Origin of the sequence: Streptomyces poriferorum (genome assembly GCF_019399235.1) — a bacterium.
In the GTDB taxonomy this organism is placed as follows: domain Bacteria; phylum Actinomycetota; class Actinomycetes; order Streptomycetales; family Streptomycetaceae; genus Streptomyces; species Streptomyces poriferorum.
Window position 1 is genome coordinate 59,941 of the sequence record NZ_JAELVH010000016.1, and the last position, 22,008, is coordinate 81,948.

At 69.4% G+C, this 22,008-nt stretch carries 21 protein-coding genes and 1 pseudogene; 12 read left to right on the top strand and 10 right to left on the bottom strand.

All coding sequences use genetic code 11. From position 1 onward, the window contains the following. Positions 1 to 5 precede the first annotated feature (5 nt). Together JGS39_RS04950 and JGS39_RS04955 are read right to left on the bottom strand one after the other, a co-directional pair. Positions 6 to 1,754: a thiamine pyrophosphate-binding protein gene (locus JGS39_RS04950; RefSeq protein ID WP_219567480.1), complete on the bottom strand. Its 1,749-nt coding sequence runs from the start codon at positions 1,752 to 1,754 to the stop codon at positions 6 to 8. Next, positions 1,751 to 3,253 (bottom strand): aldehyde dehydrogenase family protein, encoded by a 1,503-nt coding sequence (locus tag JGS39_RS04955; protein WP_219567481.1) that lies wholly within the window; start codon positions 3,251 to 3,253, stop codon positions 1,751 to 1,753. The genes JGS39_RS04950 and JGS39_RS04955 overlap by 4 nt, the downstream gene beginning before the upstream one ends. Before the next feature lie 211 nt (positions 3,254 to 3,464). Between JGS39_RS04955 and JGS39_RS04960 the strand changes: the two genes are divergently transcribed. From JGS39_RS04960 to pqqE, 10 genes are all read left to right on the top strand, one after another. Continuing rightward, positions 3,465 to 4,232 carry an IclR family transcriptional regulator gene (locus tag JGS39_RS04960; RefSeq protein ID WP_219567482.1) on the top strand — a complete coding sequence of 256 codons (768 nt, stop codon included), beginning with the start codon at positions 3,465 to 3,467 and terminating at the stop codon, positions 4,230 to 4,232. Positions 4,233 to 4,286: 54 nt separating this feature from the next. Then, entirely contained in the window at positions 4,287 to 5,498 is a 1,212-nt protein-coding gene (locus JGS39_RS04965) for a CaiB/BaiF CoA transferase family protein (protein WP_219567483.1), read from the top strand. Then, positions 5,495 to 6,337: a citryl-CoA lyase gene (locus JGS39_RS04970; protein ID WP_219567484.1), complete on the top strand. Its 843-nt coding sequence runs from the start codon at positions 5,495 to 5,497 to the stop codon at positions 6,335 to 6,337. The genes JGS39_RS04965 and JGS39_RS04970 overlap by 4 nt, the downstream gene beginning before the upstream one ends. Positions 6,338 to 6,516: 179 nt before the next feature. Further along, positions 6,517 to 8,673 carry an outer membrane protein assembly factor BamB family protein gene (locus JGS39_RS04975; protein ID WP_219567485.1) on the top strand — a complete coding sequence of 719 codons (2,157 nt, stop codon included), beginning with the start codon at positions 6,517 to 6,519 and terminating at the stop codon, positions 8,671 to 8,673. Positions 8,674 to 8,950: 277 nt separating this feature from the next. Beyond that, positions 8,951 to 9,943, top strand: coding sequence for a ThuA domain-containing protein (locus tag JGS39_RS04980; RefSeq protein WP_219567486.1), 993 nt, complete (start codon positions 8,951 to 8,953; stop codon positions 9,941 to 9,943). A gap of 262 nt (positions 9,944 to 10,205) precedes the next feature. After that, on the top strand, positions 10,206 to 10,343 hold the full coding sequence (gene pqqA, locus JGS39_RS41610; protein WP_306083709.1) for a pyrroloquinoline quinone precursor peptide PqqA: 138 nt from the start codon (positions 10,206 to 10,208) through the stop codon (positions 10,341 to 10,343). An 11-nt stretch (positions 10,344 to 10,354) separates the two neighbouring features. Then, the gene (gene pqqB, locus JGS39_RS04990; RefSeq protein WP_219567488.1) at positions 10,355 to 11,251 is read left to right on the top strand and encodes a pyrroloquinoline quinone biosynthesis protein PqqB; all 897 of its coding nucleotides are present in this window, start codon (positions 10,355 to 10,357) and stop codon (positions 11,249 to 11,251) included. After that, positions 11,248 to 12,006, top strand: a complete 759-nt coding sequence (gene pqqC, locus JGS39_RS04995; RefSeq protein ID WP_219567489.1) for a pyrroloquinoline-quinone synthase PqqC — start codon at positions 11,248 to 11,250, stop codon at positions 12,004 to 12,006. The genes pqqB and pqqC overlap by 4 nt, the downstream gene beginning before the upstream one ends. Further along, the gene (gene pqqD / locus JGS39_RS05000) at positions 12,003 to 12,275 is read left to right on the top strand and encodes a pyrroloquinoline quinone biosynthesis peptide chaperone PqqD (protein WP_219567504.1); all 273 of its coding nucleotides are present in this window, start codon (positions 12,003 to 12,005) and stop codon (positions 12,273 to 12,275) included. The genes pqqC and pqqD overlap by 4 nt, the downstream gene beginning before the upstream one ends. Then, positions 12,272 to 13,381 (top strand): pyrroloquinoline quinone biosynthesis protein PqqE, encoded by a 1,110-nt coding sequence (gene pqqE / locus JGS39_RS05005; RefSeq protein WP_219567490.1) that lies wholly within the window; start codon positions 12,272 to 12,274, stop codon positions 13,379 to 13,381. Before pqqD ends, pqqE begins: the two co-directional genes overlap by 4 nt. A gap of 114 nt (positions 13,382 to 13,495) precedes the next feature. On the opposite strand, the gene JGS39_RS05010 is transcribed toward pqqE, so the two are convergent. Genes JGS39_RS05010 through aroQ form a run of 3 tightly spaced genes read right to left on the bottom strand, consistent with a single transcriptional unit; the run spans position 13,496 to position 16,647 of the window. Then, positions 13,496 to 15,286: a sugar phosphate isomerase/epimerase and 4-hydroxyphenylpyruvate domain-containing protein gene (locus JGS39_RS05010; protein WP_219567491.1), complete on the bottom strand. Its 1,791-nt coding sequence runs from the start codon at positions 15,284 to 15,286 to the stop codon at positions 13,496 to 13,498. A gap of 18 nt (positions 15,287 to 15,304) precedes the next feature. Next, positions 15,305 to 16,180: a shikimate dehydrogenase gene (locus tag JGS39_RS05015; RefSeq protein WP_219567492.1), complete on the bottom strand. Its 876-nt coding sequence runs from the start codon at positions 16,178 to 16,180 to the stop codon at positions 15,305 to 15,307. Further along, a complete protein-coding gene (gene aroQ, locus JGS39_RS05020) occupies positions 16,177 to 16,647 on the bottom strand; it encodes a type II 3-dehydroquinate dehydratase (protein ID WP_219567502.1) in 471 nt (156 codons plus the stop codon). Before aroQ ends, JGS39_RS05015 begins: the two co-directional genes overlap by 4 nt. A 140-nt stretch (positions 16,648 to 16,787) precedes the next feature. On the opposite strand from aroQ, the gene JGS39_RS05025 reads away from it, so the two are divergent. Next, positions 16,788 to 17,468: a TetR/AcrR family transcriptional regulator gene (locus JGS39_RS05025; RefSeq protein ID WP_219567493.1), complete on the top strand. Its 681-nt coding sequence runs from the start codon at positions 16,788 to 16,790 to the stop codon at positions 17,466 to 17,468. A gap of 297 nt (positions 17,469 to 17,765) precedes the next feature. Here JGS39_RS05025 and JGS39_RS05030 read toward each other — a convergent pair whose 3' ends face one another. The 4 genes from JGS39_RS05030 to JGS39_RS05040 form a co-directional block, all read right to left on the bottom strand. Further along, positions 17,766 to 18,770: an NADP-dependent oxidoreductase gene (locus tag JGS39_RS05030; protein ID WP_219567494.1), complete on the bottom strand. Its 1,005-nt coding sequence runs from the start codon at positions 18,768 to 18,770 to the stop codon at positions 17,766 to 17,768. Between the two features lie 136 nt (positions 18,771 to 18,906). Then, complete coding sequence (locus JGS39_RS40605; RefSeq protein ID WP_236064233.1) at positions 18,907 to 19,086, bottom strand: hypothetical protein; 180 nt, start codon at positions 19,084 to 19,086, stop codon at positions 18,907 to 18,909. Positions 19,087 to 19,230: 144 nt separating this feature from the next. Beyond that, positions 19,231 to 19,488: an aldo/keto reductase gene (locus JGS39_RS40610; RefSeq protein ID WP_236064232.1), complete on the bottom strand. Its 258-nt coding sequence runs from the start codon at positions 19,486 to 19,488 to the stop codon at positions 19,231 to 19,233. Positions 19,489 to 19,546: 58 nt separating this feature from the next. Then, the gene (locus tag JGS39_RS05040) at positions 19,547 to 20,239 is read right to left on the bottom strand and encodes an SDR family oxidoreductase (RefSeq protein WP_219567495.1); all 693 of its coding nucleotides are present in this window, start codon (positions 20,237 to 20,239) and stop codon (positions 19,547 to 19,549) included. A gap of 115 nt (positions 20,240 to 20,354) precedes the next feature. Between JGS39_RS05040 and JGS39_RS05045 the strand changes: the two genes are divergently transcribed. Continuing rightward, positions 20,355 to 20,915, top strand: coding sequence for a TetR/AcrR family transcriptional regulator (locus JGS39_RS05045; RefSeq protein WP_219567496.1), 561 nt, complete (start codon positions 20,355 to 20,357; stop codon positions 20,913 to 20,915). 627 nt (positions 20,916 to 21,542) lie between these two features. Here JGS39_RS05045 and JGS39_RS05050 read toward each other — a convergent pair. Next, a pseudogene (locus JGS39_RS05050) lies at positions 21,543 to 22,008 on the bottom strand (formylglycine-generating enzyme family protein); the annotation flags it as partial.

Genomic DNA, 22,008 nt, shown 5'->3' on the forward strand with positions numbered 1-22,008 from the left:
GGGAATCATCCTTCGTCCTGAAACTTGCCCTGGTAGATGTCGTTGATGTTCCAGTGACCGGGTGTGGGGACCGGCTCGTTGACCATGGGGATGTCGATGACGGCAGGCCGTCGTCGCTCCACTGCCGTGGCCAGCGCCTTCGCCAGTTCCTCGGCGGTGGACACCTCGTAGCCGTCGGCCCCGCAGGACCTGCCGTATGCCGCGAAGTCGGGGCTGTAGGGCGCACCGTCCGGGCCGGTGAAGTCGCATCCGTACCCGCGGCCGTAGTTGGAGCGCTGGAGGTCGGAGATAGTGCCGTGGGCACGGTTGTTCATTACGGCGAAGATCACGGGGAGGCCCTGCTCCACGGCCATCGGGACAGCCGGCAGCTGGGCGCTCATCCCGCCGTCGCCGATGAGGGCGACCACGGTGCGCTGCGGCTGTGCCATCTGCACGCCCACCGCGGCGGCGGGGCCGAAGCCCATGGTGGAGGCTCCGCCGGGGGTGATGAAGCGGCCCTCGGGCGGCAGGTCGTAGGACTGGGCGACACCGTTCTTGTTCCAGCCGACGTCGGTGACCAGGATCGCGTCGGCGGGGAGGTTCGCCCGAAGGTCGGCGAGGATGCGCTGGGGCCGCAGCGGAAAGTTGTCACTGGCCCCGTTCTCGTCCGCGGTGCTGAAGAGTTCGGCACGGCCGGCGGCGATGGTCTCCCGCAGTCCCGGCCTGCGCGTGGGCTCCGGCTGAAGAGCGCGCACGGCCGCTTCGATGGCGCGTACGGAGTGGCCGACGTCGGCCACCGCTCCGATCTCCACCGGGTAGTTGCGGCCGATCTCGGCCGGGTCGATGTCGATCTGGATGAGCTTGCTCGGTGGGAAGTTCCAGGTGTAGGCGGCTTCCCAGGAGCTGGCGTCGGTCTCCGCGAAGCGGGTGGCGAGGGCCAGCACCACATCGGCGTCCTTGGTGTGGGCGTGCGTCGAGTCCAGGCCCCAGAATCCGGGCATGCCCAGCAGCAGCGGGTGCCGGTCGGGGATGGCGCCCTTGCCCATGAGGGAGTGGGCGAGCGGGATGTCGAGGTGGTCGGCCAGCGCCAGCAGCGCCTGCTTGGCGTCGGGGGTGCGCAGTCCGCCGCCGAAGTAGATGAGCGGGCGTTCGGCGTCGATCAGAGCGCGGGCGATGCGCTCGGCGGTCTCCTCGGTGAGTCCGGGGAGCGCGCTGTCGGGGATGGCGTGCGATCCGGGGACGTACGGCTCGACCTGTCGCGAGAAGAGGTCCATGGGTACGTTGACCAGCACGGCCCCTGGCCGGCCGGATGTCGCGGTCCAGAAGGCGCGTTCCAGGGTCCGGGGCAGGTCGGCGGTGCGCTGGACGGGCCAGGCGCGCTTGCAGAAGGGCCGGTAGATCGCGGTCTGGTCGGCGTCCGCGTGGAGGTTGACCTCCTGGTGCGGGTGACGGCCGTAGTAGTAGGAGGGGATGTCTCCGGAGATGACGATGAGCGGGACGGAGTCCATGGCGGCCGTGGCGACGCCGGTGACCGCGTTCATCATGCCGGGGCCGACGTGGGTGAGCAGGACGCCGGGCTTTCCGGAGGCACGGGCGTAGCCGTCGGCGGCGTGGGCGGCGGCCTGTTCGTGCCTGGCGATCACGAAGTGGACGGTGCTGGGGCCGAGGGCGTCGAGGAGGGCGATGTTGGTGTGCCCGCAGGTGCCGAAGACGTATTCGACGCCGTACGACTCCAGTTGGGTGACGAACGCTTCAGCGGCGGTAACGGTGGTCACTGGTTCTCTTTCGTGAGGTCGTGCCGATCGCCCCAGATGGACAGGTCGCGGAGCATGAGGGTCTTGACGACGGTGTAGTCGTCGATCAGCCAGCGCGGCGATTCGCGTCCGAACCCGGAGTCCTTCACCCCGCCGAACGGGATGTGGTCCAGGCGGTAGTTCGACGTGCCGTTGACGATGAGTCCGCCCACCTCCAGACGGCGCCAGGCGGTGAAGATGCGTTTGATGTCATGGGTGTAGAGGCCGGCCTGGAGCCCGTAGCGGCTGGCGTTGCACTCGCCGATGACCGTGTCGAAGTCGTCGTACGGCATCACGGCGACGAGTGCGCCGAAGACCTCGTGCACCACGACCGAGGCGTTCGCCGGCGGTCCGGCGATGATCGTCGGAACCGCGGTGGCTCCGTCACGCGTACCACCACGCAGTACCGAGGCGCCGAGCTCCTTGGCTTCGGCCGACCAGCGGACCACTCGCTCCGCCGCTTCCTCGTCGACCATGGACCCGATGTCCGTCAACGGGTCCATCGGGTCACCGATGACCAGGGTGTCGACCGCGGCGGCGAAGGCGTCGAGGAAGTCGGCGTAGCGGCTGCGGTGCACGTAGACGCGCTGGACGGAGATGCAGCTCTGCCCGGAGTTGCTGTACCCGGTGCGCGCCGCGGTCCTGGCCGCCGCCTCGATGTCGGCGTCCTCGCACACGATGGTGGCGGCATTGCCGCCGAGTTCGAGGGCCAGTCGCTTGGCGCCTGCGGCGCGTGCGACGGCCGCTCCGGTGGCGGCGCTGCCGGTGAAGCTGATGACGTCGACCTCCGTGGCCGCGCACAACGCGGCGCCGACGTCTCCCCCGCCATGCAGCAACTGAACCGCCTGATGGGGCATACCGCTGTCCAGGAGCAGGGCCACCACGGCTGCCGAGATGGCGGGCGCCTGCGGCGGAGCCTTCACGAGGGTCGTGTTGCCCGCGGCGAACGAGGCGCCGAGCTTGTGCGCCAGCAGGTTCGCGGGAGCGTTGAAGGGCGTGATCGCCAGGGCGACCCCGGCAGGTGCGCGGTAGGTGAAGGCGCTGTTGCCGACGCCCGTGTTCCAGCCCGCGACCGGCAGGGTCTCTCCGTCGATGCGCCGGGCCTCGGCCGCGCAGACCTCGAAGGTCGAGGCGACCCGCTCGATCTCGACGCGGCTGTCCTTGACCGGCTTCCCCAGCTCCAGGGCGAGCAGCTGGGCCAGTTGGTCGCGGTGGGCCAGCGCGGCCACCGAGGCGCGTTGCAGGATGTCGGCCCGCGCCGCCGGGGCGAGCGTGGCGACTTGAGGAGCGTAGCGCCGGGCATCGTCGACGGCCCGGTCGATCTCGTCGGGCAGGGCCGTGGGAGCCCGGCTGACGGTGCGTCGCAGGTAGGGCCCGTTCCGTTCCGCGGCCGGTCCGTCACCGGACCATGCCCCCGCCAGGAAGGGCAGTGCGTCGACGACATCCGCATCGGCTACGGATTTGAGGATGACTTCCAGCATCACTTCTCCAGACAAGCCATCTAGCGGTTTGCGTAGACCGCCTTGTGGACTGGCGTGTAACGTACGGGCGCCGGTTGGGCTTGGCAATAGCCCGGACGAAAGAAGTTGAATTCTCAGGTTTCGCACCGAATCGGTGCCACCGAGTGGACATGCCGTCGTCCTGGTGTATCCCTGACAGGCACTCCGGAACAGACCCTACGAAGGAGGAATCATGGATTCCGATCAAGGACCTGGCGGCGTACGCAGCGTTCGCAGAGCCCTGGACATCCTGTCCCTGCTGACCGAGGACCAGCCCGTCGTCTCGCTCAAGGCGATGGTGGAGGCAACCGGCCTGGCGAAGACCACGGTTGTCAGGCTGGTGCAGACGCTGGAGGGATACGGGTTGCTGTGGTCCACGGACGCGGGATACGCGGCGGGACCGGGCCTGTGGCGCTGGGCGCATCTCGCTCACCAGAGCTGGGAGCTGCCGCAGGAGACCATCAAGTTGCTGCGGGAGCTCGCGGACCGGCGCGGCGAGACAGCGAACGTGATGATCCGGCGCGACATCCACCGCGTCTGTGTGGCGCAGCAGGAGAGCCCCCAGCCACTGCGGCACGTGGTGCGGGTGGGCGATGAACTGCCGCTGTGGGCGGGCGCTTCGTCCAAGGTGCTGCTGAGCGGCGCGAGCGACGCGTTGCTGCAGCGGATCGCGCTGGCCTCCCCCCATGGCAAACCGCACGCCGAGCGCCTGCGGGAGTGGGCGGATCAGGTCGCCGAGCAGGGATACGCGGTGAGCCACGGCGAGCGGGACGTCGGCCTCACCGCCGTCGCCGCGCCCCTCACCACCTCGTCCGGCATGGTCGTTGCGGCGCTCTCCCTCAGCGGCCCCAGCGCCCGCATCACCCAGGACGCGATCGACGAGTTCGCCCAGGACCTGATGCAGGTGGCCGCACAGATCATGTCGCAAGGATTCGACCACCCCCTGGGACCGCGGGGCTGACACCGTGCCGGAAAGCGGTGCCGTCCCGCGGCACCGCGTGAGGAGACACCATCTATGGATGTGCGACCGCTCGACGACATAAAAGTCCTGGACCTGACGAACGTCCTGGCAGGGCCGTACTGCAGTTACCACCTCATGCTCCTCGGGGCGGAGGTCATCAAGATCGAGCGCCCCGGGCAAGGCGACCTGGCCCGGAACCTCGGCCCCGACTCCGCCCTGAACCGCGCCGGCATCGGGGCTTCCTTCCTTGCACAGAACGCCGGCAAGAAGTCCGTGGAACTGGATCTCAAGAACCCGGCCGACCGTGACGTCTTCGAGGAGATGCTCGCCGGCGCCGACGTGCTCCTGGAGAACTTCCGCGCCGGGGTGCTCTCCCGCATGGGTTACGACCAGGAGCGGCTCGACCGGATCAACCCCCGGCTGATCTGCTGTTCCATCTCCGGCTTCGGTCAGAGCGGGCCGATGAGCGACGCACCGGCGTACGACCAGATCATCCAGGGGCTCTCCGGGATGATGAGCGTGACCGGGACCGCCGGCACCGCCCCGTTGCGGGTCGGATTCCCCGTGTGCGACACCACCGGCGGCCTGTCCGCAGCCCTCGCGGTCAGCGCCGCACTTCTGCACCGGGAACGCACGGGGCAGGGCAGCAGGCTGGATGTCTCCATGCTGGAAACATCCCTGTCGGCCATGGGGTGGGCCGTTTCGAACTACATGGTCAGCGGAGTCCCCCCGGAGCCGATGGGCGACCAGAACGCAACCGCCGCACCGTCCGGCACCTTCCGGACGGCAGACGGGCCGCTGAACATCGCCGCCAACCAGCAGCGCCAGTTCGAAACGCTATGCCGACTGGTCGGCGCCTCCGAACTCCTCACCGACCCCCGCTTCATCGAGCGCGAGAGCCGAAAAACCCACCGCGAGGAACTCAACACCGCCCTCAACCAGGCACTCTCACAACGCCCGGCAGCGGAGTGGGAGCAGTTGCTCACCGCCGCCGGAGTGCCCGCGGCCCGTGTCCTCACCGTCCCCCAGGCCCTCTCCCAACCCCAGTTGCAGCACCGGGGGTTCATCGCCGAACTCCGCCGCCCCGACGCCTCGGGCACCGTTCTGCCGGTACTGGGAAGCGGGGTGCTCTTCGACGGGGAAGCCTTTCTGCCCCGGACACCACCCCCGCTGCTGGGTGAGCACAACCATGAACGGGCCGAGCTCGCTTCGCGCTGGTCCGCCACCGGCACCGCCACAGCCGCGAAGGAGGCGACAGGCTCATGAGCGCGTCCACATCCGCCCACGACGAGGCCGCACAGTGGTGGGCCACCGCCGTCAGCCACATCGAACCCGGTTCCATCGAACTGCGGGACCGGCCCGTGCAAGACCTGATCGGCTCGGTCGGCCTCGTGGACACCCTGTGGCTCCTGCTACGCGGAGACCTGCCTTCACCACGCCAGTCCGCCCTGCTGGAAGCAGCACTCGTGGCAGGCGTGGACCACGGGCCCCAAGCGCCGTCGATCGCCGCCGCGCGCATGGCAGCGACCTGCGGCGTAGGGCTCAACAACGCGATCGCCACCGGCGTCAACATGCTCGGGGACGTCCACGGTGGAGCAGGCCAGCAGTGTGTGGAGATGCTCGACGAAATACGCACCCTGCACACTCAGGGCCGGGACTGGGACACGGCCGCCACCGAGGTCATGGCGCTTTACCAGGCGCGTTCCCGCTACCTGCCGGGCTTCGGCCACCGCTTCCATCCCGTCGATCCCCGCCGCGACCCACTTCTGAGGCTGACGGAGGAGGCCGTGGCCGCAGGGGTCGTCGGGGGCGACTACCTGCAGGCCGCTCTGGCCGTCGAACGCGCCCTGCGGCAGCGCCGCGCCGGCGCCCGTCCGGTACCGATGAACATCGACGGCGCCACGGCCGTCATCTACGCCGAGCTGGGATTCCCCGCACCATTGGCCAGGGGTCTGTTCGTCATCAGCCGGTCGGTCGGCATCCTGGCCCACGCGTGGGAGGAGACCGGGCAGGGCCGCCGAAACAAGGGCCCCATCCCCCGATCCGTCCTGCCCGCACGCCTGAACGCTGTCGATCCGCCTGCCGCCGAGGAATCCGCGTCGTGACCCTTGTCAGGCCGCTGCCGCGTCCTTAACGTATGGAAGCGCCTCTCGGCGACCATCGTGCGGGTCTAGCGAACCGCACAGCGGACCAAGATCCGCTTCCCGCTCTCTCTTATCCTCGCCGCCCACCGGACCATCGGGTGAACCGGAATGCGGCAGGGTCATGCCACGAAAGAGGGTTCATGGACAGACGCAGTTTTCTCGCCACAGCCACGGCCGCGGCCGGCACGACCGCGGGCATCGGCATTCTCAACTCCCCCGCCCAAGCCGCTGAAACACGCACAGGCACGCCGGCGACGCCCGTCCCCAGGCAGGCGTTCGAGGCGACAGCGAAGAACTTCCCCAAGGCCGGCGGCAACCTGGCCAACCAGAACTACTCGTCCCTCAAGAAGATCACCCCGCGCAACGTGAAGCAGCTCGGCGGGGCCTGGCACATCAACCTGGAGGGCGGCGACACCGGCCGCGCCCAGCAGTGCGCCGTCGTCGCCCAGGACGGCGTGCTCTACATCGCCACCACGCAGCAGAACATCTTCGCGGTCAACGGACGTACCGGCGCGGTCAAATGGAAGACGAGCGTCGGCACCGAGACCACCAACATGCGCGGGGTCGCCCTCGGCGAGGGGCTCGCCTTCACCATCTCCGGCGCGAACATCATCTACGCCCTGGACCAGCGCACCGGCGCGGTCGTGTGGACCAGGGAGATGCTCATCGAGGACCAGGGCGACCCCGGCTGCGACCCCGCCAGCGGCCAGTGCGGCGGCAGCAAGGGCAGCCTGGCCGGGGCGGTCGTCTACTGGGACGGCCTGATCTACGTCGGCACGCAGGGGAGCACCGCGGGCGCCCGGGGGCGGGGGTACGCCCTGAACGCCGCGACCGGCGAAGTCGTCTGGACGTTCTGGGGAACTCCCGGGCCGGGCGAGTTCGGCCACGACACCTGGGAGGGCGACACCTGGAAGACGGGTGGTGCGGTGTGCTGGATCCACCCGGCCGTGGACCCCGAACTGGGCTTGGTCTACTGGACGTTCGGCAACCCCTATCCGCGCACCGACGGCTCCACCCGGGGCGGTGACAACCTCTTCGCGAACTGCCTGGTGGCCATCGACGCCAAGACCGGGAAGCGGCGCTGGCACTTCCAGTCCGTACACCACGACATCTGGGACTACGACGGTGTCATGTCCCCGGTGCTGGCGGACATCCAGATCAAGGGCCGCAAGCGCGAGGTCGTCGTCTACGGCAGCAAGACCGGCATGTACTACATCCTCGACCGTGCGACCGGCGACCCGGTCCACGGCATGGAGGAACGGCCGGTTCCGCAGCACGCGGCTCAGAAGACCTCACCCACCCAGCCCTTTCCGGGAGGCGAGCCCTTCGTCGAAACCGAGCCGCGGATCGACAAGGCGACCCGCCCGGTGCCCTTCTACGCCACCGGCGGCGTCTTCGAGGTCCACTGGGACCGCCCCACCATTCTGTACCCAGGGGCAGGCGGTGGCGCGGACTGGTCCTCCCCGTCCTTCAGCCACCGCACTGGACTGGTCTACGTCGGCTACGGGCTGATCAACTCCGCGTACTCCAACACCCACGGCGGCCGGGTCAACACCGCCCGCCCGCTGGGCGAGTACTTCGCCGGCGGTGTCGTGGCCGTCGATCCCCGTACCAACACGGTCTCCTGGCGGCAGGAGGGCGACTGGTCGCTCGCCCACGGCAACGGCGTCCTCAGCACCGCGAGCGGCGTGCTCTTCCAGGGGCGCCCCGACGGAGTCCTGACCGCCCTGGACGACTCCGACGGCGAGGAGCTGTGGACCTGGCAGTGCGGCGCGGGTGTCAACACCAGCCCCATGACGTACGAGGTCGACGGCGAGCAGTACGTGGCCGTACTGGCCGGCGGAAACGGTCTGCCCTACCCGGACATCCCGCGCGGCGACCACCTGTGGGCGTTCAAGGTCGGCGGCAAGGTCGGCCCGGCCCCCGCCCCCACACCCCCGTCCAAGCGCAACCAGATCCGCTCGGCAGCCGTCAGCGGCGCGGCCGCCGGCAACACGATCACGCTGGGGCGCATCTGGGACAGCGCCAAGAACGCGCCAGGGACCACCGAGAACCTGGTGTCACAGAACGCCATGTCCCCGCAGCACCTCGCCATCCCCCGAGGCACGACGGTGACATTCACCAACCCGGCCGCGAACAAGTCCGCGCACGGAGCGGTCGCCTTCTTCGAGGCCGAGTTCGACACCGGGCTGCTGATGCCGGGCGACTCCTACACGTACACCTTCAACACATCCGGCGAGTTCTTCTACAACGACCCGGTCTCTCCGCAGAGCACCGGCAAGATCGTCGTCTCCTAGCCGCCGGCTCCCCCGGGGCCTCCCCTGCCGCCGGGTGGACCGCCCGGGCCGGGGAGAGGCATCCGCGCCCCCTTGCCACCGTCGTCGGCCACCGGCCGTCCGCCATCCTGCGCGGCAGAGCACGCCCGACGTGACCGATGACCCGCGCATCCCGCGTATCCGGAGCGGATGCCCCAACCGGCGCCACCGCCCCGGTACACCCTGCCCGGCCACGCCTCACCTCTCTCCGGCGTGCCGTTCTCCCGGCGCGTCACCTGCAAGAGAAGGAAACTCACCCATGTCAGGAAGAACACTCCGAGCGAGAGCTCTGAGCACGCGCTCGGCGGTCCTCACCACCCTGGGGCTGGCAGTCGCCATGGTGGTGGCGCTCATCGCCACCGGCACCCTCAGCGTCGCCCACGGGCGGACCGGGACGGGCGCGAAGGAACTGGGCGACCCGGACTACGGCGTCTGCCGTGGTCTCGATCCCGACTGCTACCACGACTGGGGCAACTTCGACCCCGTCAAGGGCTACAAGATCCTTCTGTACACCCGCACGGCGGGCCCGCGTCACGCGAACCTCGGCCCTGCCCTGGCCACCGGCCTCAACCCACCGCTCACCGACGCGAACGTGGTCCAGAAGGCCATGATCAAGCTGGGTGAGACCGGGGGCTTCCAGGTCGACTACACCGAGGACGTCGGCCAACTCGCCTCCCCCAACACCCTGTTCAAGTACAACGCGGTGGTGTTCTTCTCCACGAGCCGGGACGCGCTGGACGACGCCGCCCAGACCTCGCTCCGGCAGTACGTCCGCGGCGGCGGCGGCTTCGTCGGCATCCACAATGCCTTCGGCACCGAGTACAACTGGCCCTGGTACGAAGGACTGCTCGGCAACGCCAACTTCTACGACCACGGCGCCTCCCAGCCGGGCACGGTGCAAACCGTCGAGCGCAAGGACGTCTCCACCAAGGAACTGCCGGCCCGGTGGAACTTCACTGACGAGTGGTACAACCTGGTACCCGCCCCCACCAAGGTGCGTGTGCTCGCCAAGGTGGACGAGAGCACCCTCGCCAAGGGAGTGGCCGGCAACTACAACCACCCCGGACACGGTGACAACCACGCGGTGGCCTGGTGCCAGTACTACGACGGCGGCAGGTCCTGGGTCACCACCCTGGGCCACGACGCCAAGGAATTCACCACGGACGGTTCCTTCGCCGGCGCCGCCGAGTTCCAGAAGCTGATCGTGGGCGGCATCCAGTCCGTCTCCGGCATCAAGCCCTTCTGCAAGTAGCCCCCTGCCCGAGCCGGGCGCTACGCCCGCGGCCTCACCCTCGGCCGCAACGGCGTGGATCTCCCCCTTCCCGCCTCTTGCCACTGCTCCCTACCGTGTCTAGCGTATGGAGCGAACCGCCTGGCGGGATGAACGAACCGCACAACGGATTCCAGAGGTCCTCGACCGGCCTGCCGCAAGGCCCCTCCCGCCTTCGCCGGCGCCCGGCAGGGCACCACACCACCCCCTCACCGATCACACCTCGCCCGAAGGGATTTCGACCGTGCTTGAACCCACCGCACCCGCTCCGCAGGACCAGCTCACGTCCAGCTCCACACCCGTGGCCACCTGGTCGTCCCCGGACTTCACGGTCATCGAGACCGGCATGGAAGTCACCGCCTACTACCTCAACGACCTCTAGCAGACGCCCTCATGCTGCTGCTCACGCTGGGCACGGCAGCGGGTGGAGGAGTTCCCCAGTGGAACTGCGCGTGCCCCGGTTGCTCCGGGGCACGCGCACACCCCGACCGGCGCCGCAGGCACGACTCCCTCGCCGTTTTCGGCGAAGACCGGTCCTCCTGGTTCCTCGTCAATTCCGGCCCCGACATCACGGAACAATTGGAAACGCACGCCGCCCTCCGCCCCGGAACGGGCAGCGAGCGCACCCCCGTGGTCCGGATCCTGCTCACCGACGCCGAACTCGACCACACGCTGGGACTTCTGAGGCTGCGTGAGGCACACCACCTGGAAATCTACGCCACCGCACCCGTCCGGCAGGCCCTGCGCGAGCGCCTGGCCCTCGACACCGTGCTCACGCCGTACACCGCCGTCACCTGGCACGATCTGCCACCGGCCGGGCAGACTCCGGCGGTGGCCGCCGGCATCGAGGTGTCCTCTGTTCCCCTGTCCACCAAGCGTCCCCGGTACGCTGCCGATGCCGCGGAGGACGACGCCTGGGTCGTCGCAGCCCGGCTCCATGACCCCGCCAGCGGCGCGACAGCCCTCTACGCACCGGCGCTCGCGGCCTGGACCGAGGGCTTCGCGAAGGAAGCCGCCGGAGCCGACTGCGTCTTCGTCGACGGCACCTTCTGGGACGAGGAAGAGCCCAGACGCCTGGCCATATCGGCCCGGACCTCCACCGGCATGGGACATCTGCCCATCGACGGGCCCGGCGGCACGGCCGGGCGTCTGTCACAACTGCCGGCCCGCTGCCTCTATACGCACTTCAACAATACGAACCCGCTGGTCGACCCCATCGCCCCGCAACACGGCGTGCTCGCCGGGCTGGGGCTCGAAGTGGCACAGGACGGCATGGTGATCGAACTATGACAACGGCTCCCGCACGCCTGACCCGGGCTGCGACACCGCACCCGCGGCCGGACAGCAACCCCCTGCCACCTGCCGCGTTCGAGCACGAACTGCGGGAGCTCGCGCGGAGCCGCTACCACGACACCCATCCGTTCAACGTGCGGATGCACCAGGGCGGACTCAGCCCCGCCGCACTCCGCACCTGGGTCGTCAACCGATTCCACTACCAGCGGAGCATCCCGGTGAAGGACGCGCTGATCCTCGCCAAGCTGCCCGAGGCGGCCATGCGGCGCTCCTGGCTGCGCAGGATCCAGGACCACGACGGCCTCGCGGAAGGCGAAGGAGGCATCGAGCGCTGGCTTCGGCTCGGCGAGGCGGTCGGCGTCGACCGGGCGGAAATGGAATCGGGCGAGTCCGTCCTGCCGGGGGTGCGGTTCGCGGTCGACGGCTACGTGAACTTCTGCCGGCTGAGCCCCGCTACGGAGGCCGTGGCCTCCTCGCTCACGGAGCTGTGCGCGCCGGACATCATGCTGACCCGTCTGGAAACCTTTCCGCGCCACTACCCGTGGATCGAAGAACCGGGCCTCGCCTACTTCCGCAGCAGGGTTCCTCAGGGGCGCCGCGACGGAGTGGAGGCCCTGACCTGGGTCACCGCATGGGCACGGACCCGCTCCGAACAGCTTGCCGCCCTGTCAGCACTTTCCTTCAAGTGCGACATCCTGTGGTCGCTGCTCGATGCCGTGGAGCACGGCAGCCGGCCCGGGAGCGCGGGGTGACGGCCGCCGATCCGGACCGCTGGTGCCCGCGGACTGCGCCCGCCGTCCTCCTGCGGCACGACCGGGCGCGCGGCAGTCACGTCCTGCTGATGCCTGAGCGCGTCGTCGTACTGACAGGCAGCGCCCGTCACGTGGTGGAACTGTGCGACGGCACACGAACGGTCACCCGGATCACCGAGGAGCTGCGGGCACGCTTCCCCGAAGCTCCCGTCGACGCGGAAGTGGGTCCGTTCGTGGAACGGATGCGCAAGGAAGGCTGGATCCGGTGACGATCGCACCACCACCCCCCTGGGGCCTCCTGGCAGAGCTGACCCACGCCTGTCCGCTGCACTGCGGCTACTGTTCCAACCCGCTCGAGCTCACCCGCCGCTCCCGCGAGTTGACCGCCGAGCACTGGGTGAACGTATTTCGCCAGGCTGCGGAGCTCGGCGTGCTCCAGACCCATCTCTCCGGGGGCGAGCCGCTGCTCCGCAAGGATCTCGAAGCCATCGTCACCGGTGCGGAGGAATCCGGCATCTACACCCAGCTGGTCACCAGCGGTTCAGGGCTCACCGCGGACCGCCTCCGGTCCTTGACCGGCGCGGGGCTGCGCAGCGTCCAGCTTTCGGTGCAGCACGCGGACCCGGCTGCCTCGGACCGCATCGCGGGGAGCCGGGCATTCGCCGCCAAAGAAATCGCGGCGGCACTCGTCACCGATGCCGGGCTGCCCCTGGGGGTCAACGCCGTACTGCACCGGCACAATCTGGATGCCGTCGACGGTCTGGTGGAGCTCGCCCTGCGCTGGGGAGCGGACCGGATCGAACTCGCCAACACCCAGTTCTACGGATGGGGCCTCCTCAACCGGGAGGCACTGATGCCCGGCCGTGACCAGCTCGCCCGTGCGGTGGAGTCCGTCAACCGGTGGCGGGATCAGCTGGACGGCAGCCTGGAAATTGTCTGGGTGGCGCCCGACTACTTCGACGGAGTGGCCAAACCCTGCATGGGCGGGTGGGGGGCGGTCTCCCTCACCGTGACCCCCGACGGCACGGCCCTGCCCTGCCCTGCGGCAGCCACCCTGCCCGGACTCGACCCGGTCAACATCAAGGATCACCCCTTGCGCTGGATCTGGGAGGAGTCCAAAGCGTTCAACCTCTACCGGGGAACCGACTGGATGCCCTCACCCTGCCGGTCCTGCGAACGACGCGACCAGGACTTCGGCGGGTGCCGCTGCCAGGCTTTCGCCCTCACCGGCGATGCCACCCGCACCGACCCGGCCTGTTCACTCTCCCCCGACCACACGGCACTGACGGCCCTCACCCACTCCGCTCCCGGCGAACTGACCGATCTGGTCCCCCGCCGTCCGACCACCGGCCCGCGGCCCGCCTCCCACGCCTGACCCCGACGGACCAGCGCCCGGGGGCAGGCTGCGCGTCCGGAACACCATGTGGAGGCGGCCGGCCCCCTGCGGACGGTGCCTGTCCTCGTCAGCGCACACATGTGGCCGGCCCGCTCACGCCTGCCTCTGAGCGTGCTGAGCGGTCAGGCGCACGTGGGCACTCTGCTCGCCGAAGCCCGCATAGCCGCTGTCGCGCTGGACGACTTCGAAGAAGACGTCCCCGATGGTCCTGGTGTAGAAGTGGCGGAACTGGCTGCCGCGCCCGTCGCGGTCGTAGAGGCTGCCCAGCGCCCGGTAGGTCTGCAGTTCACCCGGACCGAGGACGTAACGCGCTCCGAGGTCGTCGTAGTAGTTGTCCGGCACCGGCAGAAGATGCCCCGCGGCTCCGATCCGCCTCGCGGCAGCGACGATGTCGTCGGTTGCCAGCGCGATGTGCTGGGAGGCCCGGTGAGAGGCGCCCGGCGCCGGGTCGATGCTCAGCGCGATGCGCACCGAATCGTCCTGGTTGCTGACCGCCCGGCTGCGCCGCAGGCCGTACGGGTCGGAAACATCAACGCCACCGTGCGGCCGGAGCCCGATGACGCTGCGGTAGAAGAGGAGCGCCTCGTCGTACTGGTGCCATGGCTGAGTGAGCGCGACATGATCGATGCCCGTGATGGACCCGGCCTGGGACACCGCGTCCCCCGCGGCAGCGAAGTCGTCGAGCCAGTCGGGCAGATCCTGCCGGCCGGACGCGCAGAAGAAGAGCTCGGTCCCGTCCGGAGCTGCGACCGTCTCCAACAGGACGTCCGTGCGGGCACGGCGGCGCGGCAGAACCGGTGCGCCGAGAGACTCGGCTCGCTTGGCCGCAGCCCCGGGATCAGGGGAATCGAGGCCGAGGGCCGCAAGACGTGGCCCGCTGCCGCCGGTGGCGGGCTCCGTGTTCACCAGGACACGTGCCGCGCCCTGTTCCCAGAGGTCAACGGGCTTGAACCGATGTTTTCCGGTGCGCGAGAACCCCAGCGCCTGAAGCAGGACGGTGACCGGCTCCGTATCCATGGTGACCAGTTCGGCAAAGGCTATTCCGGTGGGCGCGACGGCGGCGGGAAGCTGCAGTACTCCGGCGGCCTCCTGCAACGCGGTGAGGGAGCGCCTCGCGTCGACGGCGGTGCTGCCGGATTCCGCCTGACGGAAGACATCGTTGAAGACTTCCAGTGACAGCGGGCCGTCGTATCCGGACCGGACCACGGACCGGACGAACTCCGCGAGGTCGAAGTCGCCCTGGCCGGGGAAGAGCCGATGGTGGCGGCTCCATTGCAGGACGTCCATCCCCATGAGCGGGGCATCGGCGAGCTGAACGAAGAAGATCTTCTCGCCCGGGATCGCGGCGAAGCCCTCCGGGTCCGAACCTCGGGCCAGAACGTGGAAGCTGTCGAGACAGACACCGAGAGCGGGGTGGTCTGCTGCCTCGACGATGCGCCAGGCACGGTCGTACGTGTTGACGTGACGCCCCCACGCCAGCGCCTCGTAGGCGACGCGGATCCCGTACTCGTCCGCCAGTACGGCCAGTTCGCGCAGCTGCGCCGCGGCCAGGGCGTCGTCGTCGCGGGCGTGCGCGGAGACGTTGGAACACGCCAGGACGGTGTCGACGCCGAGCCGTCGCATGACACGGAACTTGTGCTCCGCCCGGCGCATGCTCCGGGCGAACGCGTCGGCGGACAGACCTTCGACGTCCCTCATCGGCTGGTAGAGAAAGAGTTCGAGACCCAGGTCCGACGCTCGCTCCCTGATCTGTTCGGGCGCGAGCGAACTGCCCAGCAGGTCGTTCTCGAAGATCTCTACACCGTCGAACCCGGCACGGGCCACGGCATTGAGTTTCTCGGTCAGCGTTCCACTGACGGAGACGGTGGCGATGGACGTGCGCATGTGATCCTTCTTCTGGCTTCAGCTGCGGGGACCGGGGACCCTTGCAAGGTCAGTGACGTCGGCGAGCATGCGTTCCACATCGGGTTCGCGTCGGGTGAAGAACCGGAAGGCGTCCGCGGCCTGCAGCGCGACCATGCCCGATCCGTCCAGCGTGGTGCAGCCCAGTGCGCGCGCCTCGGCGAGCAGTCGTGTCTCCAGCGGCCGGTAGACGACTTCGGCCACCCACAGACCCGGGTGGAGCAGTTCGGGAGCGAACGGCATCCCGGGATGCGCGCTCATCCCGGTCGGGGTGGCGTGCACAAGGCCGTCGCAGCGGGCCAGTTCCCGGGCGAGATCCCGCGGGCCGCCGGCGACCACGCGTCGCACCGGGAATCTGGCCTTCAATGAGGCCGCGAGGGAACGGGCCCGCGACTCGTCCATGTCGACCAGGGTCAGGTGGCCGGTGCCCAGCGTGAGCATGGCGTGGGCGACGGCCGCACCGGCCCCGCCGGCTCCGATCTGGACCACGTGCGAGACGGGCGCACCGGGCAGTCCCCGGGTGAATGCCGCGCCGAATCCTGTGACGTCGGTGTTGTGCCCGGTGGCCAGCCCGTCCCGGAAGACGATGGTGTTCACGGCGCCGAGCGCGGCTGCCTGCGTGTCGAGAGCATCGAGGTGAGGGATGACGGTCTGCTTGCAGGGATGGGTGATGTTGAGCCCGTCGTACCCGAGGTCCCGGGCCGCTCGTACGACGTCTCCCACCTGCTCGGGGCCGCCACCCAGAACATCCAGGTCCAGGAGCTTGTACAGATAGCGCAGACCCTGCCGGTCCGCCTCGCGCTCATGCAGAGCAGGGCTGAGCGACGTGCTGATGCCCGCGCCGATCAGTCCCACCAGATACGCGCCCGCCGTCACCGTGCTCCCTCGCCGATCAACCGTGCCGGGCGCGTCAGCGCGAAAACGTACCCGTCCGGGCCCGCCCCGCAGATCAGAGCGTCCGCCACCCCCGACACGTGACTGTGGTGACGGAACTTCTCACGCCGGTGAATATTCGTCAGATGGACCTCCACGACCGGACGTTCCACCGCCGCCAAGGCGTCGCGGATGGCAACCGACGTGTGGCTGCAAGCGCCCGGGTTGATCGCTGTCCCGGCGAACTCGGTGCGCGCCTCATGGATGGCGTCGACAAGCCCGCCCTCGTGGTCGCTCTGTCCGCAGTCAGCCTTCAGACCATGGGCGGCCGCGGTCTCGTGGCAGACCTTCTCCACATCGCCAAGGGTGTCGCTGCCGTAGAGAGCCGGCTCACGGGTGCCGAGGAGATTGGGATTGGGCCCGTTGAGAACGAGCACCCTTCCGATCACCCGTACAGAGGTCCGCTCCATCACGCCTCCAGTAATGTACGAACTAGTACGTTACTTATAGCAAGAGTGGGCTGTGCCGAGAAGCCCTTGCGCCGAAGGATCCGCGCATGGCCTGCTCCTACAATCACGGGACACCCACGACGCACCGGAGGAGCCAGGGCATGTCCAGCGCCCAGAAGCCAGCGCCCGCAGAGCGGCAGCGCGACGCGGCCCGCACCCGGGCGGAGATCCTCGCGGTGGCGACCGGAGAGTTCGCCCGGGACGGCTACGCAGGCGCGCGGGTAGACAAGATCGCCGACCTGACCCGCACCACGAAGCGGATGATCTATTACTACTTCGGCGGCAAGGAACAGCTTTTCACCGCGGTGCTCGAAGCCGCCTACTCGGAGATCCGCCAACTGGAAGGCGACCTGGACGTCGAACATCTCGATCCCGTCGCCGCGACCCGCCGACTGGTCGAGCTGACCTTCGACCACCACGAGGCACACCCCGACTTCATCCGGCTCGTCAGCATCGAGAACATCCACGAGGCGGAACACATCATCGCCTCCGAGAAGTTGAGCCGACTGGGCTCCCCCGCGACCGACGTACTCCAGCGCATCCTCGAGTCAGGACGGAAGGCAGGGCTGTTCCACGCGGAGGTCGACGCCATCGACGTACACGCGATGATCAGCTCGTTCTGCTTCTTCCGCGTGTCGAACCGCCACACGTTCGGCGCACTCTTCGCCCGGGACCTGGTCGACCCTGACAGCCGGGACCACTACCGGAACATGCTCGCGGACATGATCTGCGCGTACCTCACATCGCCGCCCCTGCACAGAGACGGAGAGGAACTGTCGTAGTGCCGCGAATGTGCCGCCAACAGCTCAACACACCCTTGCCAAGAACGCGTTGAGCTGCGGAAGGCAACGCCTCTCCGCCTCGCGCTACGAGCAGAAGCCCGGGTCGAACCCGGCGCCGGCGACGCGGCTGTCGAAGGTGATCACCGGGCGCCGGGCGGCGAGTCCGTCGACGACGCGTCGATCCCGGTTTTCGAGGAACTTGACGGTGTGGTCATGGCCGTGTCCTGGGGACTGCAGGGGTGTGCGGAAACCTCTCGTGGTCCGAGGTGACTGGTGTTCCGGGGCTCGTTCCCGCCCTCACAGCATCGCGACGACGACTTTGCCGGCCTTCGCCCGTCCCTTTTCGACGTACTCCATCGCCTGAAGGGTTTCGTCGAACGGGAACACGCGGTCGACGACTGGACGGATCTTTCCGGCGTCGATGAGGGGGGTGAGTTGGCGCAGTTGGTCCCCGCCGGCCTTCATGAAGAGAAACGAGTACGTCACGCCGTGGCGCTTGGCGTCGCGCCGGGTTCTGAAGCTGAGCGCGGTCATGGCCAGGCGGAGGACCGGGTTCGCGCCGAGCTCGCGGGCGAAGGCCGGGTCGGGTGGGCCTGCCACGCTGATGGCCTGGCCGCCGGGCTTGAGGATGCGCAGGGACTTGGCGAGGTTCTCGCCGCCGAGACTGTCCAGGACGACGTCGTAGCCGTCGAGGATTTCAGTGAAGTCCTGCGTGCGGTAGTCGATCACCTCGTCCGCGCCGAGCTCCCTGACCAGGTCGACCTTGGCCGTGCTCACGGTGGTGGCCACGTGCGCGCCCAGCGCCTTGGCCAGCTGGACGGCGATGGAGCCCAGGCCGCCCGCGCCCGCGTGGACGAGGACCTTCTGGCCCGGCTGTACGTGGGCCCGCTCGACCAGCGCCTGCCACGCGGTCAGCGCGACCAGGGGAAGGGAGGCGGCCTCGGTCATGGTGAGCGTGGCAGGTTTGGCCGCCAGGTCGTCCTGATGGACGGCGAGGAGTTCGGCAAAGGTGCCGATACGGTCCTTCTCGGGCCGGGCGTAGACCTCGTCACCCACCGTGAAGCGGGTGACGGACGGGCCCACACGGACGACCGTCCCGGCGAGGTCGTTGCCCAGGACGAGCGGGAGACGGTAGGGCAGGAACGCCTTGAAGTCCCCGTTGCGGATCCTGATGTCCAGTGGGTTGACGCCCGCCGCATGAATCCTGACCAGAACGTCGTGGGCACCCACCTGCGGGTCGGGTACCCCGGTGGCGCGCATCCCGGCTTGGCCGCCGTACTTCTCGACCATGAAGGCCCTCATCGTCGTCTCCGTTCCGTGTCCCGTCCCTGAACGGGCGGGGTCTCCGCTCGTCCCGGCCTTCTGCCGGTACGAGATGGATCGTGTTGTTCTACCGACCGCGGCGCGGGCGCATTGTGCCCTCGAACGCGTTCACCCATCAGGCCACCGGCACGGCCGGGGCGGTGATCCGGTCGGTGGCACCTCCCGGGAGGCGGTCCAGGGAGGCGGCGATCCCCTCGTGCGGTGCGCCGAGCGGCACCGCGCCGACATCGGTGAGGCGGGTGTACTGCTCGTCGGTCAGCCGGACGCCGAGGGCGCCGAGGTAGCCGTCCGACAACGGCGCTCTTCCGGCCGGTGCTCTCGGTGTGGATGACCATGCCCAGGTCGCTCAGGCGCCCCTCGGCCGAGCCGCGGTACTTGCCGGTGAGCAGACCACCGCCGAGCGGCGACCACAGGGCGGCGCCCAGGCCCAGGCTCTCGGTCATGGGCAGCAGCTCACGATCGGCCGTGCACTCCACTCGGAGGAGATCAGCTTTCCCGTCAGCTCCTCCGACTCGCCGAACCGGTAGCCGTCCGCGCTGTCGAGGAAGGTGCCGCCGGCCTCGGCGAACCGGTCGAAGATCCGGCGTGCCTCGTCCGGCTCTGCGCCTGCTCCCCAGCCGGTGCCGAAGTTCGCGGTGCCGAGCGCGTACTCGGAGACGCGCAGTCCGGCCCGGCGGCCGAAAGCCCTGTACTGCATGAGATGTCCTTGCATGAGGGGTGGGGAAACCGGTTACGCCGGGCCGGAGGAGCGAGCGTCAGCCTGCGTTCGGCCGGGGTGCCGCGGAGAGGCTCTGCTTGACGTACCGGCTGGTCTCGTCGGCGAGGATCTCGGGCAGGCCGGTCTCGATCCCGTCCAGGGCCTGGGCGGCGACATCGGCGGCGGCGACCTTCTGATCGGCGGGTACGCCGGCGGCCATGTCGGTGTCCATGTAGCCGACGTGCAGCGCCGAGACGGTGATGCCACGCGGCGCCAACTCCTCACGCGTCGCGTCGCTCAGCGCCCAGGCGGCGGCCTTGGAGGCCGCGTAGGAGCCGAGGCCGGCCGGATGGAACCAGGACAGCGCGGACAGGACGTTGAGTACGGCGCCGCCACCGTTGCGCTCGATGACGGGGGCGAAGGCGCGGGTCGTGGCGAGCGGGCCGAAGAAGTTGGTCTCCATCTCCCGGCGCACCTCATCGATGTCGCCTCCGAGCAGCGTCGCACCGGTGGAGATGCCCGCATTGTTGATCAGCAGTGTCGCGTCGGACGCCACGCGGGCGGCCTCCCGTATCGACGACTCGTCCGTGACGTCCAGTCGCAGGGGGATGACGCCCGGGACGTCGACCGTCTCGGGGCGTCGGGCCGCGCCGTACACCTTCGCGCCGCGCTCGACGAGCTGGGCGGCCAGGTGCCGCCCGAGCCCCCGGTTGGCGCCCGTGACGACCGCGACCGTGTTCTTCGGTTCCATGCCTGCTCCTGGTCCTGGCGAGCGCCGTCGGCAGCCCGCAACGAATTAGATTATGCATCCAATCTAAACATGAGCCTATGATAGATGCCAGTCGACATCCAAACGGGAGGTGGCCATGGGCCGCGTATCGCAGGCGCAGGCGGAGGAAAACCGCAGGCGGGTGGTGGACACCGCATCCCGCTTGTTCCGGGAGCAGGGCACGCAGGTCAGCGTCGCGGACCTGATGAAGGCGGCCGGCCTGACCCACGGCGCGTTCTACAAGCAGTTCGCCTCCAAGGAGGCACTGGTCGACGAGGCCACCGCCCACGCCTTCGCCGAGCTCAACCAGCGCTACGGCGCTGGGCTCGAGCAGCACGACGGGCAGCGCGAAGCCGCCCAGCAGGCACTGATCGACGTGTACCTCTCCGTCGAACACCGCGACGACCCGGCGGACGGCTGCCCGGTCGCCGCGCTCGCCACCGACATCGCGCGCGAGGGCGGGGGGCCGGAGGGCCGTCGCGTCTACGCCGAGGGAGTGGCCGACTTCGCCGACTTCCTCGCCACCGACGACCAGGAGGGCATCGTCCGCCTCTGCACCCTGTTCGGCGCGCTGGTCCTGTCCCGGGCCACCAAGGGCTCCCCACTGTCCGGGGAGATCCTCGCCGCCGCCCACGCAGCCTTGACGGAAACCGGCTGATCAGGGGCGCCGTGCGGGTGCACACCGAGCGCACTCGTGGGCGCCGGGCGTCCGCGCCGGGAGGAGGAGGCGGGAGGAGACCGCCGATGCCTGGCGCACCGGCTTCACCGGGCGCCAGACATGAGGGCATGCCCGGCGCAGGCTCAGCGGAGCAGTGCGCGTTCGGATCTCGGTTGTGTATCGCGGCGCTCCGTCCGCCACGTAGCGGATTGTCGGACGAACGCGTCGACGGCCGGCCGGGGCGCCGGCGCCCGTTCGTCCGCGTGCCGGTCCTGGCCCTTGGGTGCACGATCATGCAGAGGCAGGCCGGTCAGGCCGCTTCGGTGAAAGTCCCTGCTCTCCCAGCGAAGGCCCGTGTCGCGCCGATGCGCGTGCGTTCCTTGCGGTGGGCGGCGAGGACGGCGGGACGGCGGGCGTTCGCGTCGCGCCGACGCAGGCAGGCGCGCAGCGCGCGGGGCCGGACCGTGGGCCGAGCGCGGTGGCAGACGCAAGGATCCCGACCGTGAGCCCTGCCGCCGGCGCCGGGCGGCCCCACGATCATGCCGACGACCGGCGCCTACGCGCCGTCATGGACGAGGCAGGCGTTGCCTGATACGGCACTGGGAGAGGGAGACGAAGCTCCTGTGCCGCCGACGTCACACAGCGGAAGCCAATGTTCCCGGCGCTGCTGTCGGGGGTGTTGGAGCTACGCGCGTCCACCCGGTATCGGAAGCAGTAGCTCTCGTGGCACAGGTAGGAACCGCCGCGCATGACCTTGCGCTCGGCCCGGTCGGGTCCGGTCGGGTTGTTCCTCGTGCCCGTGACGTGCCAGGTGGGGTGGAACCAGTCGGCGCACCACTCCCACACGTTGCCGCACGTGTTGTGGAGGCCGTAGCCGTTGGGTTCGTAGGCGTCGGCCGGGGCGGTACCGACGTAGCCGTCGGCGCCGGTGTCGCGGTCGGGGAATTCGCCCTGCCACACGTTCATCCGGTGGACGCCGCCCGGTTCGCGTGCGTCGCCCCAGGGGTAGCGGGCCTGCACCAGTCCCCCGCGTGCGGCGTACTCCCATTCGGCCTCGGTGGGCAGGCAATTGCCTGCCCACCGAGGCCGAATG